Raw genomic sequence first — 16,105 nt, 5'->3', positions numbered from 1 at the left:
ACTTATCCTCGGTTCACTCTCCTCCGACAACAACAATTGAGGTATGCCATGCGTGAAGTGGTGATCGTCGACAGCGTGCGGACCGGCCTGGCCAAGTCCTTTCGCGGCAAGTTCAACCAGACCCGTCCCGACGACATGGCGGCCCATTGCGTCAACGCGCTGCTGTCGCGCAACGACATCGACCCGGCCAGCGTCGAGGACTGCATTGTCGGCGCCGGCTCCAACGAGGGCGCGCAGGGTTACAACATCGGCCGCAACGTGGCGGTGCTGTCGCGGCTGGGCACCGGTGTGGCCGGCATGACCCTCAACCGTTTCTGCTCGTCGGGGTTGCAGGCGATTGCGATTGCCGCCAACCAGATCGCCTCTGGTTGCAGCGACATCATTGTTGCCGGTGGCGTCGAGTCGATCAGCCTGACCCTGAAAAGCGTCAACACCGATCACCTGATCAACCCGTTGCTCAAGCAGCAGGTGCCGGGCATCTACTACACCATGGGCCAGACCGCCGAAGTGGTCGCGCGCCGTTATGACGTGAGCCGCGAGGCCCAGGATCGTTACGCGCTGCAAAGCCAGCTGCGCACTGCCCAGGCGCAGGCGGCCGGGCTGTTCAATGATGAAATTGTGCCGATGGCGGTCAAGTACCGTGTCGAAGACAAGAGCAGTGGCGAAGTGCAGATCCTCGACGGCATTGTCGATCACGACGACTGCAACCGCCCGGACACCACTTACGAAAGTCTCGCCGGACTGAAACCGGTATTTGCCGAGGACGGCTCCGTGACAGCCGGCAACTCGTCACAGCTGTCTGACGGCGCCTCGATGACGCTGGTGATGAGCCTGGAAAAAGCCCTGCAACTGGGGCTCAAGCCCAAAGCGTTTTTCCGTGGTTTCACCGTGGCCGGTTGCGAGCCGGACGAAATGGGCATCGGCCCGGTGTTCTCGGTGCCGAAACTGCTCAAGGCCAAGGGCTTGCAAGTGGCGGATATCGATCTGTGGGAGCTCAACGAGGCGTTTGCTTCGCAGTGCCTGTATGCCCGCGATCGGCTGGAGATCGACAACGACAAATACAACGTCAACGGCGGCTCGATCTCCATCGGCCACCCGTTCGGCATGACCGGGTCGCGGCAGGTCGGGCATCTGGTGCGGGAGTTGCAGCGGCGCAATTTGCGTTACGGCATCGTGACCATGTGCGTGGGGGGCGGGATGGGGGCGACGGGGTTGTTTGAGGCTGTTCGCTGACGGGCCAACACAATCCTTGTGGCGAGGGAGCTTGCTCCCGCTGGGCTGCGGAGCAGACCTGAAATTTCCCGGTAAAGCCTGAAACGAGGGCCGCTGCGCGCCCCAGCGGGAGCAAGCTCCCTCGCCACAGGTCTACGCTGTCTGCGCCTGCATCCGCGCGATATAGGCCTGAATCTCCCGCTCTGCCTTCTCGGCGCTGTCGAACGGCCCTTCGAGGGTGTTCTCCCGCGTGCAGAAAAACAGTTCGCCATTGACCCGGCACAACCGGTCGCTGCGAAAGTGCGTGGCGGGGGCGCTGTCCTGGGCGCGCATTCCGTACATGATCGGGGCTCCTTGAGTGATCCGTTGCAGGGATCCAATCAGCTTATGCCTGAAGCACTTGGCGCGCCTGGTCAGCCGATCAACGGCTAAGCGTCAATTTAATGCTGCGACCTGCACAGTTTCATTCGCGGCCTGGCCCGAACTGTCCCTGTGTTGCCGCTGACGGCGGGCCTAGAATGACCGCTCTTGTCAGCAGGCATTGGGGTTCGCATGCACATTTCATCCGGTCGCTGGGTTTACGGTCTGTTCCTGGCGCTGCTGACGGCATTTTTGTGGGGCATCCTGCCGATCAAGCTCAAACAGGTGTTGCAGGTGATGGACCCGATCACCGTGACCTGGTTTCGCCTGTTGGTCTCCGGGGGATGCCTGTTCATTTATCTGGCGTCGGTCAGGCGCTTGCCCAGTCGCAAGGTGCTGGGGCCAAAGGGCGGCTGGCTGGTGTTAATGGCGGTGCTCGGGCTGGTGGGCAACTACGTGTTGTACCTGATGGGCCTCAACCTGCTGAGCCCCGGCACTGCGCAACTGGTGGTGCAGATGGGGCCGATCATGTTGCTGATCGCCAGCCTGTTCGTGTTCAAGGAGCGCTTCAGCATCGGTCAGGGCATTGGCCTGGCGGTGCTGTTGATCGGCTTTGTGCTGTTTTTCAATCAACGGCTGGCCGAACTGCTCACCTCATTGTCGGACTACACCGCCGGCGTGTTGCTGGTGCTCTTGGCCTCGACGGTCTGGACCTTCTATGCGCTGGGTCAGAAGCAGTTGCTCACGGTGTGGAATTCGCTGCAGGTGATGATGGTGATCTACCTGTTCTGCGCGCTGCTGCTGACGCCGTGGGTGCATCCACTCAAAGCGCTGGAGCTAAGCCCGTTGCAGGGCTGGCTGCTGTTGGCGTGCTGCATGAACACGCTGATTGCCTACGGTGCCTTTGCCGAGGCGCTGGCGCATTGGGAGGCCTCGCGGGTCAGTGCGACGCTGGCGATCACGCCGTTGGTGACCTTTGGCGCGGTGGCGATTGCCGCCGGGGTGTGGCCGGACTATGTCCACGCCGAGCAGATCAACGGGCTGGGTTATGGCGGGGCGGTGCTGGTGGTGCTGGGGTCGGCGCTGGTGGCGTTGGGCCCGTCGCTGATTGCCGGGCTGAAAGCGCGGCGCATGCGGGTGGCCTGAAAAGCAAAAGATCGCAGCCTGCGGCAGCTCCTGCAGTTGGAATGCGTTTCCCTGTAGGAGCTGCCGCAGGCTGCGATCTTTTTGCTGTTAGCCCTTGGCGCCAGCCTCGATCATGTTCTCCGGCCGCACCCAGGCATCGAACTCTTCATCGGTCAGATAGCCCAGCTGCAGCGCCGCCTCACGCAAGGTCAGGCCTTCGCCGTAAGCCTTCTTGGCGATTTCCGCTGATTTGTCGTAACCGATGTGCGGGTTCAGTGCGGTCACCAGCATCAGGCCACGTTCCAGGTGCTGGGCCATGACCTGCGCATCCGGCTCGAGCCCTGCAATGCAATGCTGCTGGAAGTTGCTGCACCCGTCAGCGAGCAGGCGAATCGATTGCAGCACATTGTGGATGATCACCGGTTTGTACACGTTCAGTTGCAGGTGCCCCTGACTGGCGGCGATGCCGATGGTGACGTCGTTGCCCAACACCTGGCAGGCCAGCATCGACAGCGCTTCGCACTGAGTCGGGTTGACCTTGCCGGGCATGATCGAGCTGCCCGGTTCGTTCGCCGGCAGCTTGACTTCGGCAAAGCCTGCGCGAGGGCCGGAGCCGAGCAGGCGCAGGTCGTTGGCGATTTTCATCAGCGCCACGGCGAGGGTCTTCAAGGCGCCGGACAGACTGGTTAGCGGCTCATGCCCGGCCAGCGCGGCAAACTTGTTCGGCGCAGTGACGAACGGCAGGCCGGACAGCGCGGCGAGTTCGGCAGCAATGGCTTCGCCAAAGCCGTGCGGCGAATTCAGGCCGGTGCCGACCGCGGTACCACCCTGCGCCAGTTCACACACCGCCGGTAGCGCGGCGCGGATCGCCCGTTCGGCGTAATCCAGCTGCGCTATAAAGCCTGACAGCTCCTGACCGAAGGTGATCGGCGTCGCGTCCATCATGTGCGTACGGCCGGTCTTCACCAGTTTCATGTGCCGTGCGGCCAATTCGGCCAGACCACCGGAAAGCTCGGCGATCGCCGGCAGCAATTGCTCCTGCACGGCTTTGGCGGTGGCGATGCTCATGGCGGTAGGGAAGCAGTCGTTGGAGCTTTGCGAGCGGTTGACGTGATCGTTGGGATGCACCGGCGTCTTGCCGCCGCGCGGGTTGCCGGCCAGTTCGTTGGCACGGCCGGCGATCACTTCGTTGACGTTCATGTTGCTCTGGGTGCCGCTGCCGGTCTGCCAGACCACCAGCGGAAACTGGTCGTCGTGCTGGCCGTCGAGGACTTCGTCGGCGGCCTGTTCGATCAGGCGGGCGATGTCGGCGGGCAAGTCGCCGTTGCGGTCGTTGACCCGGGCGGCGGCTTTCTTGATCAGGGCCAGGGCGTGCAGTACCGGCAGCGGCATGCGTTCCTGGCCAATGGCGAAGTTGATCAGCGAGCGTTGCGTCTGAGCACCCCAGTAGGCGTCGTCCGGGACTTCGATCTGGCCCAGGCTGTCGGTTTCGATACGGCTCATCGTGCACACTCCTGTTGGTCTGTTTGCGCAGTTTAGGCCCGGTCAGGCCCAGGTGGTTCCCTCGAACCGATTGTTGACCGGTAAAACCCCGCCAATCAAGCACGGCAAGGCTCGGGGGTTGAGCCACGAGGTTTTTTAGGCGCAGAATGGTCGCCCTTGGGGTTTTACCTCGCCTAGCTGAAAAGGAAACTCGATGACTCGTCTTCGTGCCATCTGCACCGCGGTTGCACTGGTTTGCGCCAGCGGCCAGGTGCTTGCCGATACCGCCAGCCACAACGCCAGTGCTGAAGCTTTCCTGACCCTGGCGCACGCTGACAAGCTGGGCACTCCGGTGTACATGCAAGTGCAGCAAATGTTCGCTCAGCGTTTTGAACAGACCAAAGCCCCGGAATCCAAGAAAGCCGTACTGGAAACCTACCAGGCCAAGGCCAACGCCGCCCTGGACCAGGCCATCGGCTGGAACAAGCTCAAGCCTGACATGGTCAAGCTCTACACCAGCAACTTCAGCGAATCGGAGCTCAAAGACCTGGTCGCGTTCTACCAGTCGCCACTGGGCAAGAAAGTCCTGGAAAAAATGCCGCAGCTGACTCAGCAATCGGCCCAGATGACCCAGGCCAAGCTGGAAAGCGCCGTGCCTGTCGTCAACAAGTTGCTCGACGACATGACCAACGAGCTGGCACCGAAAGGCGCTGCGCCGGCCAAGAAGAAGTAAGCGGAGTTCGTGATGAGCATGCAACAACGCATCGAATCGACGCTGGGCCTGCTGCAGCCTGAGCATCTGCAAGTGCTGGACGAAAGCCACATGCACAGTCGCGGGTTACAGACGCACTTCAAGGCAGTGGTGGTCAGCGCGCAGTTCGAAGGCCTGAACCGGGTCAAGCGCCACCAGAAAGTCTACGGCACGCTCGGCGAGCTGATGGGCGAGTTCCATGCGCTGGCGCTGCACACCTACACCCCGCAGGAATGGGCAGAAGTGGGCGCCGCCCCGGCGTCGCCGACCTGTGCCGGCGGTAGCAAACAATGAGGATTGCGAGGGCTGTTGTGGCGAGGGAGCTTGCTCCCGCTGGAGTGCGCAGCACTCCCAAGATGCGAGTTTTGCGACTGCTTCGCAGCCGAGCGGGAGCAAGCTCCCTCGCCACAGAGTTTTGACAGATCCTAAACACACCGTGTTTTTGCTAGAATCCGCAACGCGCCGCTTACCCGGCGCGTTTTTTTTGAATCCGGTTCACCCTTTGCGAGGGTAGCCACCTGGAGAAATACCCATGACACAACCGATTGTCGTGGCGGCACTGTATAAGTTCGTCACCCTCGAAGATTACGTCAACCTGCGCGAGCCTCTGCTGCAAGCGATGGTCGACAACGGTATCAAAGGCACCCTGCTGATCGCCGAAGAAGGCATCAACGGCACCGTGTCCGGCAGCCGCGAAGGCATTGATGGCCTGCTCGCCTGGCTGAAGAACGACCCGCGCATGATCGACATCGACCACAAAGAGTCGTACTGCGACGAGCAGCCGTTCTACCGCACCAAGGTCAAGCTGAAAAAAGAGATCGTCACCCTCGGCGTCGAAGGCGTGGACCCGAACAAAAAGGTCGGCACCTACGTCGAACCGCAGGACTGGAACGCGCTGATCAGCGACCCGGAAGTGCTGCTGATCGACACCCGCAACGACTACGAAGTGTCGATCGGCACCTTCGAAGGCGCCATCGATCCGAAAACCACCAGTTTTCGCGAATTCCCCGACTACATCAAAGAACACTTCGACCCGGCCGTGCACAAGAAGGTCGCGATGTTCTGCACCGGCGGCATTCGCTGCGAGAAAGCCTCCAGCTACATGCTGGGCGAGGGTTTCGAAGAGGTTTACCACCTCAAGGGCGGCATCCTGAAGTACCTCGAAGAGGTGCCGCAGGAAGAGACCAAGTGGCAGGGCGACTGCTTTGTGTTCGACAACCGCGTGACCGTGCGTCACGACCTCAGCGAAGGCGACTACGATCAATGTCATGCCTGCCGCACACCGGTCAGCGTTGAAGATCGCGCCTCCGAGCACTACGTGGCCGGCATCAGCTGCCCGCATTGCTGGGACAAGCTGAGCGAGAAAACCCGCCGCAGCGCCATCGATCGGCAGAAGCAGATCGAACTGGCCAAGGCGCGCAACATGCCGCACCCGATCGGCTACAACTATAAACAAGCATCCACCGAGGCCTGATCATGACTGCGCGCCTGCTCTATGTGATGGATCCGATGTGTTCCTGGTGCTGGGGGTTCGCTCCGGTCGCCAAGGCATTGGTCGAGCAGGCGCAGGCAGCGGGAGTGGAGCTGCACCTGGTGGTCGGCGGGTTGCGCACCGGCAGCGGTGCGGCGCTGGAGCCGACCACGCGGCGTTACATTCTTGAGCACTGGCAGGCGGTCACCGAGGCCACCGGTCAGCCGTTCAAGTTCGACGGTGCGCTGCCTGACGGTTTCGTCTACGACACCGAGCCGGCCTGCCGCGCGATCGTCACCGCGCGCAGTCTGGCACCGGATTGCGCGTGGAAACTGGTCGGCCTGATCCAGCAGGCGTTTTACGCTGAAGGCCGTGATGTCACCCAGGCCAGTGTGTTGGTCGAGCTGGCCGAGCAGGCCGGCGTGCCGCGTATCGAGTTTGCCGCGCTGTTCGATCATGCCGATCAGCACAAGGCGACTCAGGCTGATTTCAGCTGGGTGCAAGATCTGGGCATCGCCGGATTCCCGACCCTGCTCGCCGAGCGCAACGGCCAACTGGCGCTGTTGACCAACGGCTATCAACCGCTCAGCGAGCTGTCGCCGTTGCTCGGACGCTGGCTGGAGCGCGCAGCCTGTGCCTGACCGGGCCGATGACACGCCAGCCGTAAAGCGTGTCGACCGGCTGAGCTGGGCAGAAGTCCGGCGTCTGGCACTGCATCACAAAAAATCCCTGTGGATCGCCAACGGCGTGGCCGTGCTGGCGACGCTGTGCAGCGTGCCGATTCCGTTGCTGTTGCCGTTGCTGGTGGACGAGGTCCTGCTCGGGCATGGCGACGCCGCGCTGAAAGTCATGAACCACGTGTTGCCGTCGATGTGGCAGCAAGCGGCGGGTTACATCGGCCTGATGCTGCTGGTCACCCTGACTCTGCGCTGCAGTGCCCTGTGTTTTGGCGTGTTGCAGGCGCGGCTGTTCGCCCGGCTGGCGAAAGACATCGTCTACCGCATTCGCGTGCGCCTGATCGAACGCCTGAAAAGGATTTCCCTCGGCGAATACGAGAGCCTCGGCAGCGGCACCGTGACCACGCACCTGGTCACTGATCTGGACACCCTCGACAAGTTCGTCGGCGAAACCCTCAGCCGGTTTCTGGTGGCGATGCTGACCCTGGTCGGCACCGCGAGCATCCTGATGTGGATGCACTGGAAACTGGCGCTGCTGATCCTGCTGTTCAACCCGTTGGTGATCTACGCCACGGTGCAATTGGGCAAACGGGTCAAGCACCTGAAGAAACTCGAGAACGACAGCACCTCGCGTTTCACTCAGGCCTTGAGTGAAACCCTCGATGCGATTCAGGAAGTGCGCGCCGGCAACCGACAGGGCTTCTTCCTCGGGCGGCTTGGCTTGCGTGCGCAGGAAGTGCGCAATTATGCAGTCAACTCGCAGTGGAAGACCGATGCGTCCAATCGCGCCAGCGGTCTGCTGTTCCAGTTCGGCATCGACATCTTCCGCGCGGCGGCGATGCTCACCGTGCTGTTTTCCGACCTGTCGATCGGCCAGATGCTCGCGGTGTTCAGCTACCTGTGGTTCATGATTGGCCCGGTCGAGCAACTGCTCAATCTGCAATACGCCTATTACGCGGCGGGTGGCGCACTGTCGCGGATCAACGAACTGCTGGCGCGTGCTGATGAGCCGCAGTACCCCGGTGGTGTCGATCCGTTCAAGGGCCGGGAAACCGTGGGCATCGAGGTGCAGGGGCTGAGCTTCGGTTACGGCGACGAGTTGGTGGTGGATCAGATGAACCTGTCGATCGCCCCCGGGGAAAAAGTCGCGATTGTCGGTGCCAGTGGCGGCGGCAAAAGTACTCTGGTGCAGTTGCTGCTGGGGCTGTACACACCGTCGGCGGGTACCATTCGTTTCGGCGGTTCGACCCAGCAGGAAATCGGCCTGGAGCTGATTCGCGAAAACGTCGCGGTGGTGCTGCAGCATCCGGCGCTGTTCAACGACACGGTACGGGCCAACCTGACCATGGGCCGCACCCGCAGCGACGAAGCTTGCTGGCAGGCGCTGGAAATCGCTCAACTGGAGGCGACGATTCGGGCGCTGCCGGACGGCCTCGACAGTATCGTCGGACGTTCCGGCGTGCGTCTGTCCGGTGGTCAGCGCCAGCGTCTGGCGATTGCGCGGATGATCCTCGCCGAGCCGAAAGTGGTGATCCTCGACGAGGCCACTTCGGCCCTCGATGCCGCCACCGAATACAACCTGCATCAGGCCATGGCGCGGTTTCTCAGCGGTCGCACCACGCTGATCATTGCCCATCGCCTGTCGGCGGTGAAGCAAGCGGATCGGGTGCTGGTGTTCGATGGCGGGCAAGTAGCCGAAGATGGCGACCACCAGCAACTGATCGCCGATGGCGGCCTCTACGCCAAGCTCTACGGCCATCTCCAGCGCCTCTGATCAGCCCCAGAGCACCTGCAACGCCGCCTCTCCGCCGTCATGGGCGAACTGCTTCATCACCACCGAACAGGATTCGCACGGGCGCATGGTCGTCGCGATGTCGACCGCGCGGATCTCTGTCGGGTCGGGGTATTTCTCGCGCAGCACGCTGATCAGTTTGCTTTCGCTGTCCAGCGAGGTCGGCCGACTGGTCTGCGTCGGTTGATAGCTTTTCAGGTCCTTGATGGTCAGCGGCACGGCCAGCAATCGCCCTTGCTCGGTAACCTCCAGCGAGGTTCGCGCAAACGCCGGGTTGTAGTCGATGTTGATGTAAGTGGTGTCGCCGATCCGCACGTGATTGGCGCCCATGTGGCGAAACAGCGGCAGACGCTGGGTACTGCCTTGAGCGCCGGACACGCTGACGTAAATTTCCCGTTTGCCGCTGACCGTGGTGACTTCGGCATAGGCAATGTTGCGTGCGTTGACCGGCCGCTCCCGCATGGGCAACAGGTTGTGCAATTTCTGCATGGTACTGTCGATGCGCAGTGCTGCGTTGGTGTTGGCCGGATTGATCGTCGGTGACAGAAACAGCGTGTCGAAAATCTCTGCGGTTTTCTGCCGAAAGGCTTCCGGCGCCTCTTTGCTGCGCGCCCAGGTGGCGGCGCCTTCGGGCAGGCGGGTGACGATCATCCGTGTCGAGTGATCGAACATCAGCGCTTCGCCCGGGCTGGTGTCGACCTTCAGCCATTTCATGTTGTTTGCAGGGGTGGCCGTGGTGCCGATGGGGATCGCGATCTGTTCCATGGTGTGCATCGCGCGCTGCACCGATTCCAGGCCATGGAGGCGTACCATGTTGTTGGCATGCAGCGAGCCGGTGTAGACGGTCAGCAGTTCCGCACCGAGGGTGCCGTCGGCCAGTTCGGCGGGGGCCAGGCGCTTGAACGTCAGCTGCTTGCCGGGGATTTCGCCTTTGGCGAAGGTTGCCAGGTAGTACTCATGGTTGTTGACCCGGAAAAACACATGGGTGGCCGAGCCGTCGATGGCCGGCATCAGCACGGCGCCCACCTGATGTGAATCGTTGATTCCGTCATAGGTACCGCCGGTTTTTATCCGCGCATAAATGCCTTTGCGAAACTGCAGCGTGGCTTGAATCTGCTGCCTCGGCACCAGTTTGCCTTGATTGATGCCCAGCCGACGCAGGTCGCCGGTGAACAGCCGCGGGCGGTTATCCACGATCTGATAAAGCTTGGCATCGACCGCCAGCAACGGTGCGTCTTGCCGGGGCAGGGTGGCCGGCTCCGAAACCCGTTCGCCGAACCACGGGGCGTAACCTTTTTCCTTGTCGATCGTGCCGAGCGCGGGGGTCGGGGCGGGGTCTGCAGTGATGTAGCTGACGCGGCAGTCGCCCGCGCCCGGTGCGCGACGTATCCGGCACGGCAGCAGCGTCCAGTGCTGACTGTCATCGAGCAGATCGACACGGCGCAGTTCATCGCCGTCAAGTCGATAGGGCACATCATCGATCAACACCGTGGTGCGTCCGCCAGCCTCGGGCATGAGCTCGACGCGCCTGTCGGGCATCAGCTCGATATCGATCTTGTCGTCGGTTTTTTTCACCGTGCTGTAGTGCGAACGCCCCAGCGAAAAGTCATGTTCGTGTGCGAGCAACCGGGGCCCGTAAGGGCGGTCGGACAGCGGATCGAGCACGTGATACCGCGAGCCGCCAATGTTGCGCACTGGCACATCGTCAATGCCCCTGACCACGGCCAGATGATCGGCAGGCTTCAGCGCTTTCCAGCGTCCGGCATCCAGCGCCTGAGGCAGGCTGTGCAGCAGGTCATAGTCAGCGCTTCTGCCGGCGAGCCTTTTCAGACGCGCCACGGCACGGTGTTCCAGATGCGCTACGGCCCGCACCGCGCCGATTGCGCCTCGGCCACCGAGCTTGAGCAAGAGGGGTACAGCGGCCAGCGGATTGACGTTTTTCAAGGTCGAAACCAGCAGGTTTTCCGACAGTCGCGCCATGCGGGGCAGGGCGACGCGAATCGACATTTTTCCTGCCACTGCGGCGAGGCGGATGCTGCCGGCGACGAACTTGCCCAAGGGAATTGCGAACGAGACGATATCGAGGAACAGGCCGAGCACGCCCAGTGCGCGTTTCCACAACTTGTCCGATTGCAGGTCTTCGAGGCTGCCCCAGAACGGGATAAAGCCCCTGATGGCATGAATCCAGTGTTTTTTGCTGGTGTCGCGTTCGAAGCGGGTTCTTCCCCAGGCTTCACTGCGCAGCGCCTGTTCATCGACATAGAACAACTGGTCCGCGATGAGCGAGGCTATTTGCGTAGTGCGTGGCGAGGTGAAGGTCAGGTTCGGTGAACTGTCGTGATGGGCCGCCGGGATCATCGAAGCCGGGAGGGGGCCGCCCAGTGGTTCGAGAATGGCAACGCACTTGGCGTCGGGGGCGGGTATCGAACCGTTCCAGTGTGCTTCTCGATCGAATGGCAGGCGGCGGGCGACGATGCGAGAGATGCTCTGGCCCTTGGTGCGTCCACGTCTGGGCGGTAGTGGTCGCAATAACAGACCGCCGATATGTGTGCCATCCAGATCCGGGCGTTGACGAATGATGCCGGCGCGTGGCAAGCATTCATAGAAGCGCGGTGGGCCCTGATACGCCGCCTGCAGCACGAAGCCCATGCGGGCCCGGTGCGGCAGGACGTTTTCCGCTGTTTCCAGGTGAGCCTCGATATGCCGTGTCGGATCCCTGAGGCTGTGAATCCTCACTTCGCCGTGCTCCAGTGCCAGGCGATCAGCCCACGGCAGCGTGACCAGCAGCGACTTGATCAGATATTCGTAGGCTTTGCGGGTCTTGCTCAGATAGCCGTCGAACTGCTGGTCGAACAAGGTCTTGATGTCGGGCAGAGTGCGGTTGCTCGGGAACCGGGAGAGGGGGCGGCCAGGTTGGTCGGAATTGACGAAGCCGCTTTGCAGTTTGCCTGCTGCATTGAGGCTGACCCACTCGCTGGCGTTGCGGCCATCATGACTGACGTACCAGCGCAAGTCGGTGCTCAGCCCGCCAGAGGCATAGACCTCAAGCAGCGGCCAAGTGGGCAATGCCACATCCGGGGTATCGATAATGCTGCGTCGGCTACGGTTGGCCGTTGAAGGGTGGTGGCGTTTGAGGCGAATCGTCGTGTGATCGTACAGATCGTTGGCCAGCGCCTTGTCCAGTTGCTGTTTTGCCAGGGCGAGCCGCCGTGGCGGTTCGATGTCCAGTTGCAGGATCGCTGCGTTCAATTTTGTCTTGTGATCTTCCAGCGCTTGCAGGGCAGTGTCATCGCCGGATGTCTCGTTCGCTGCGGTCTGGGCTCCGGTGGCCAGTGTCCAGGTCTGAGCGGCGGCCGCTCGGGTCATGGCGATCAGGGTCTGCAGTTCGGGGCTGGCGTTTTCGCTGTTGTGCAGCGGCAGATCGACCAGTTGCTGAAAGCTCAGATGCTCCAGCAACTGTGGATCAAGGGCATGGGCGAGGTGCACGCCATGCACGAAATTGACCCAGACCACCGAGCAGGCATACGGCAGGTCGTCAGGGATGTCTTGCACTTGAAAATCCAGTCCGAACTGCGCCAGGCATGCCCATCCCAGCAGATGTTTTTCGCTGGTGGTCGAGGTTCGGTGCGTCTCCTCCAGATGCTGTAAAAAGTCCCGGCGAATGGTGGCGTAGCTGGCGCCGTGGTGAGCGCGTTGTTCCAGCGCAAAACCCGCCACTTCGGTCGAGTTGCTGTCGCCGGGCAGTTCGTACCACAGGCACAAGGCTTCGAGCAGTAAACGCAGGCCAATATCGGGGACGGTCGGCTCATCGGGCCGGGCGCCGTACCATTGCAGTTTCTGCAGCAAGCGCTGGCCCAGGTCGCGCGCCTTGGGGGTGTCGAGCAGGCGTTCCAGGCACGCGGCGGGCTGCTGTTCCAATTGCTGGCGGGTGAAGGGAGGCGTTACTTCAGCGGCCAGACTGTCGATCGCCGACAAGGTTTTGCCAGTGAGCCAGTCGCCAATCAGGTCGTGAACCGCGGCTTTGTCATCGTCGCTCATCAGTGCCGTCAGCGCCGGGTGATGTCGCAGATTCAGCCGATGGCTGGCGCGCCGTTCTTCGACCTTGGCGATCAGCCGGGCCAGTGCCGTGGCGTCCTGTACGTCCGCAAATGTGAACCCCGACTCACGCAGCAGTTGTGACAACGGCAGCAGCCTGTCGGAACGCAGGTGTGCGCCTATACTCAGCAACGCTCGCTGAAACTCTTGAATGCGGCTGGAGGCCCGGCTGACATCCTCGATGGCGTAACGGGCGACACTGCCATCGGGACGGTTGAAGGAGAAACTGCAGTGACCGGCTGTGGCGTCGACGTGCAGCAGTGATCCTCTGGACGCTTGCAGGTGAGCCGCCAATAGGGGTTCGGCGCTGTCTTCGAACAGCGCTTGCAGAAGGTTTTGCGCCTGGTCGTGTGCAGCACCCAGGCGTGAATGCGTCTGGGGCGTGAGGTAGTAGGTCTCCACTGACGTCGAAGCGTCAAGGACGGCGCGCAGGGCGGTGATCATTGCGCGGTATTCGCTCTGTTGGGCAGTATGGCGTTGCAGCGTGGCGGAAGGTGACTGCATGGAAAACGACTCTGGAATGATTGAAAGCCGTCAGTGTCGAAGCATGGCGAACAGCGGGTGCGGTACATACGTATCGCCGGTTGAAAATGTCCTGGCTTGCTGGAAGGGGTCGCTCCCTGGTCTGGCTCTGGCGGTCTCCCCTTGAAGATGACAGTGCGTGCGCAAAGGACCTCATGAAGCAAAAAAGGACTCTCGGAACGCCACGGTTGTTGGGCATCGTCTGGCCATTTATTGCCGTCGTGTTATTTCAGGCGTTATTGGGGGGCGTGAGTCTTTACGTCCTGTCGGCCGTGCGCGGCTATGTTGCCGGCGAGAGTCTCTGGTCCAAGGGCCAGAAGGACGCCATCTATTACCTGAACCTGTATGCCGACAGCCGCGACGAGGCGATCTTTCTCAAATACAAGGAAGCGATCGCCGTGCCCCAGGGCGGCCACCAGTTGCGTCTGGCGCTGGATCGTCAGCCGCCGGATCTGCAGGCGGCACGGGAGGGGATTCTCAAGGGCGGCAACCATCCCGATGATGTGTCGAGCCTGATCTGGCTGTACCTCAATTTTCGTCATTTCAGTTATCTGGAAACCGCGATCGACCGCTGGACCATCGGCGACGCCTATCTGGTGCAACTGGACAATGTCGCGCGCGAGATGCATCAGGGCATCAGCGAAAACATTGCGACGCCGGCTGATATCCAGCACTGGAAAGCGCAGATCTTTGCCATTAACGACGGTGTGACGCCGGCGGCCAAGGCGTTCAGCGATGCCTTGGGCGAAGGTTCGCGGATGATCCTGCGCCTGCTGCTGTTCACCAACCTGGCCACGGCGCTGGGGTTGATCGTGCTGGCACTGTTGCGCACCCACAAACTGCTCAAGCAGCGGCATGCCTTTGCTCAGGCGTTGCAGCTGGAGAAGGATCGGGCACATATCACCCTGCAATCGATTGGCGACGGGGTGATCACTACCGACGTCAACGGCGCGATCGATTACATGAACCCGGCGGCGGAGGCCATGACGCACTGGAAGTCCGAGCACGCGGCGGGTCTTCCGTTGGCGGCGTTGTTCAATCTATTGGATGACAACGCCCAGGCCGAAGGGCTGACGCTGATCGAGCATATTCTCAGTGGGCAACTGGTCGGTGGCAGCGAACACTCCAAGCTGATCCAGCGTCTGGATGGCAGCACGGTCTCGGTGACGCTGGTGGGCGCGCCGATCCGCAATGCCGACAAGGTCATTGGGACGGTGCTGGTGCTGCATGACATGACTCAGGAACGGCAATACATCGCCAACCTGTCGTGGCAGGCGACCCACGATGCCCTGACCGGTCTGGCCAATCGCCGCGAATTCGAATATCGCCTGGAGCAGGCGTTGCACAACCTGACGCGTCAGCCCGGTCGGCATGCGCTGATGTTCCTCGATCTGGATCAGTTCAAACTGGTCAACGACACCTGCGGTCACGCCGCCGGCGATGAGTTGCTGCGGCACATCTGCACGCTGTTGCAATCGGGCTTGCGCGAGAGCGACACCCTGGCGCGGCTGGGCGGTGACGAGTTCGGCATTCTGCTGGAGAACTGCGCCCCGGATGCCGCCGAGAAAATCGCCGAGAGCCTGCGCCAGACCGTGCAGAACCTGCACTTCGTGTGGAAGGGGCGGCCGTTCCTGACCACTGTGAGCATCGGCCTGGTGCACATCGCCCAGACCCCGACCACCCTCGAAGCCTCATTGCGCGCCGCCGACATGGCCTGCTACATGGCCAAGGAAAAGGGCCGCAACCGGGTGCAGGTCTACCATGCCGACGACTCCGAACTGTCGCTGCGCTTCGGCGAAATGGCCTGGGTGCAGCGCCTGCACATGGCGCTGGAAGAAAACCGCTTCTGCCTCTATGCCCAGGAAATTGCTCCGCTGGGCGCTACAGCCCATGGCGGCGGGCACATCGAAATACTCTTGCGTCTGCATGACGAAGCCGGACGGATGATCCTGCCGGACAGTTTCATTCCGGCGGCAGAACGTTATGGCCTGATGAGTCAACTGGATCGTTGGGTGGTCGAGAATGTTTTTAAAGTGATTGCCCAATGCATCGCCGAACAACATGAAGGCCCGTTGGCAATGTGTGCGATTAATCTTTCAGGCATTACTATTGGAGATGACGCGTTCTTGCACTTTCTGCGTGAACAATTTGTTAGTTACGCTATACCCCCTGAAATGATTTGTTTTGAAATTACTGAAACCAGTGCTATTGCCAATCTGGGCAGCGCAATTCGATTTATTAATGAACTCAAAGGCTTAGGTTGTTACTTCTCACTTGATGACTTTTGTGCCGGAATGTCTTCATTCGCTTATTTGAAACATTTGCCTGTAGACTTCCTGAAGATCGACGGGAGTTTCGTAAAGGATATGCTGGACGACCCGATTAACCGCGCTATGGTCGAGGTGATCAATCACATCGGGCATGTCATGGGTAAGCAGACAATTGCCGAGTTTGTAGAAACAACTCAGATCGAGCAGGCATTGCTTGAAATCGGGGTGGATTACGCTCAGGGTTACGTCATCGAACGCCCGCAGTTGTTTACCTGCGACAGTTTGCAAAGTCGGCCCGCCAGACCGCAGCCGCTGTTGTTCAAGGCGCCTGGCACGTTCCGTTGAAAG

Annotated in this window: 11 protein-coding genes; 8 read left to right on the top strand and 3 right to left on the bottom strand. The window is 61.3% G+C overall.

The features are described 5' to 3' along the window. Nucleotides 1–48 precede the first annotated feature (48 nt). The gene (locus ABV589_RS06590; RefSeq protein WP_367085329.1) at nt 49–1,233 is read left to right on the top strand and encodes a thiolase family protein; all 1,185 of its coding nucleotides are present in this window, start codon (nt 49–51) and stop codon (nt 1,231–1,233) included. Between the two features lie 132 nt (nt 1,234–1,365). Here ABV589_RS06590 and ABV589_RS06585 read toward each other — a convergent pair whose 3' ends face one another. Beyond that, nucleotides 1,366–1,554, bottom strand: a complete 189-nt coding sequence (locus ABV589_RS06585) for a DUF6316 family protein (protein WP_367085328.1) — start codon at nt 1,552–1,554, stop codon at nt 1,366–1,368. Nucleotides 1,555–1,764: 210 nt separating this feature from the next. On the opposite strand from ABV589_RS06585, the gene ABV589_RS06580 reads away from it, so the two are divergent. Then, complete coding sequence (locus ABV589_RS06580; protein WP_367085327.1) at nt 1,765–2,718, top strand: DMT family transporter; 954 nt, start codon at nt 1,765–1,767, stop codon at nt 2,716–2,718. An 87-nt stretch (nt 2,719–2,805) separates the two neighbouring features. On the opposite strand, the gene ABV589_RS06575 is transcribed toward ABV589_RS06580, so the two are convergent. Beyond that, on the bottom strand, nt 2,806–4,200 hold the full coding sequence (locus ABV589_RS06575) for a class II fumarate hydratase (RefSeq protein ID WP_139054911.1): 1,395 nt from the start codon (nt 4,198–4,200) through the stop codon (nt 2,806–2,808). 193 nt (nt 4,201–4,393) lie between these two features. On the opposite strand from ABV589_RS06575, the gene ABV589_RS06570 reads away from it, so the two are divergent. The 5 genes from ABV589_RS06570 to ABV589_RS06550 all read left to right on the top strand — a co-directional run bounded on the left by ABV589_RS06570 (nt 4,394) and on the right by ABV589_RS06550 (nt 8,852). Next, nucleotides 4,394–4,912 carry a DUF2059 domain-containing protein gene (locus ABV589_RS06570; protein WP_003226938.1) on the top strand — a complete coding sequence of 173 codons (519 nt, stop codon included), beginning with the start codon at nt 4,394–4,396 and terminating at the stop codon, nt 4,910–4,912. 12 nt (nt 4,913–4,924) lie between these two features. Beyond that, nucleotides 4,925–5,224, top strand: a complete 300-nt coding sequence (locus ABV589_RS06565; RefSeq protein WP_367085326.1) for a BolA family protein — start codon at nt 4,925–4,927, stop codon at nt 5,222–5,224. 238 nt (nt 5,225–5,462) lie between these two features. After that, nucleotides 5,463–6,404 carry a rhodanese-related sulfurtransferase gene (locus tag ABV589_RS06560; RefSeq protein WP_108592511.1) on the top strand — a complete coding sequence of 314 codons (942 nt, stop codon included), beginning with the start codon at nt 5,463–5,465 and terminating at the stop codon, nt 6,402–6,404. A 35-nt stretch (nt 6,405–6,439) separates the two neighbouring features. Then, nucleotides 6,440–7,042: a DsbA family protein gene (locus tag ABV589_RS06555; protein WP_174823774.1), complete on the top strand. Its 603-nt coding sequence runs from the start codon at nt 6,440–6,442 to the stop codon at nt 7,040–7,042. Continuing rightward, a complete protein-coding gene (locus tag ABV589_RS06550; protein WP_367085325.1) occupies nt 7,035–8,852 on the top strand; it encodes an ABC transporter ATP-binding protein in 1,818 nt (605 codons plus the stop codon). Before ABV589_RS06555 ends, ABV589_RS06550 begins: the two co-directional genes overlap by 8 nt. Here ABV589_RS06550 and ABV589_RS06545 read toward each other — a convergent pair whose 3' ends face one another. Next, on the bottom strand, nt 8,853–13,469 hold the full coding sequence (locus tag ABV589_RS06545) for a deaminase domain-containing protein (protein ID WP_367085324.1): 4,617 nt from the start codon (nt 13,467–13,469) through the stop codon (nt 8,853–8,855). 173 nt (nt 13,470–13,642) lie between these two features. Between ABV589_RS06545 and ABV589_RS06540 the strand changes: the two genes are divergently transcribed. Then, on the top strand, nt 13,643–16,102 hold the full coding sequence (locus ABV589_RS06540; RefSeq protein ID WP_367085323.1) for an EAL domain-containing protein: 2,460 nt from the start codon (nt 13,643–13,645) through the stop codon (nt 16,100–16,102). Nucleotides 16,103–16,105: the final 3 nt, after the last annotated feature.

This window comes from Pseudomonas sp. HOU2 (genome assembly GCF_040729435.1).
Classification (GTDB): domain Bacteria; phylum Pseudomonadota; class Gammaproteobacteria; order Pseudomonadales; family Pseudomonadaceae; genus Aquipseudomonas.
This window is presented reverse-complemented; position numbering and strand designations above follow the sequence as displayed.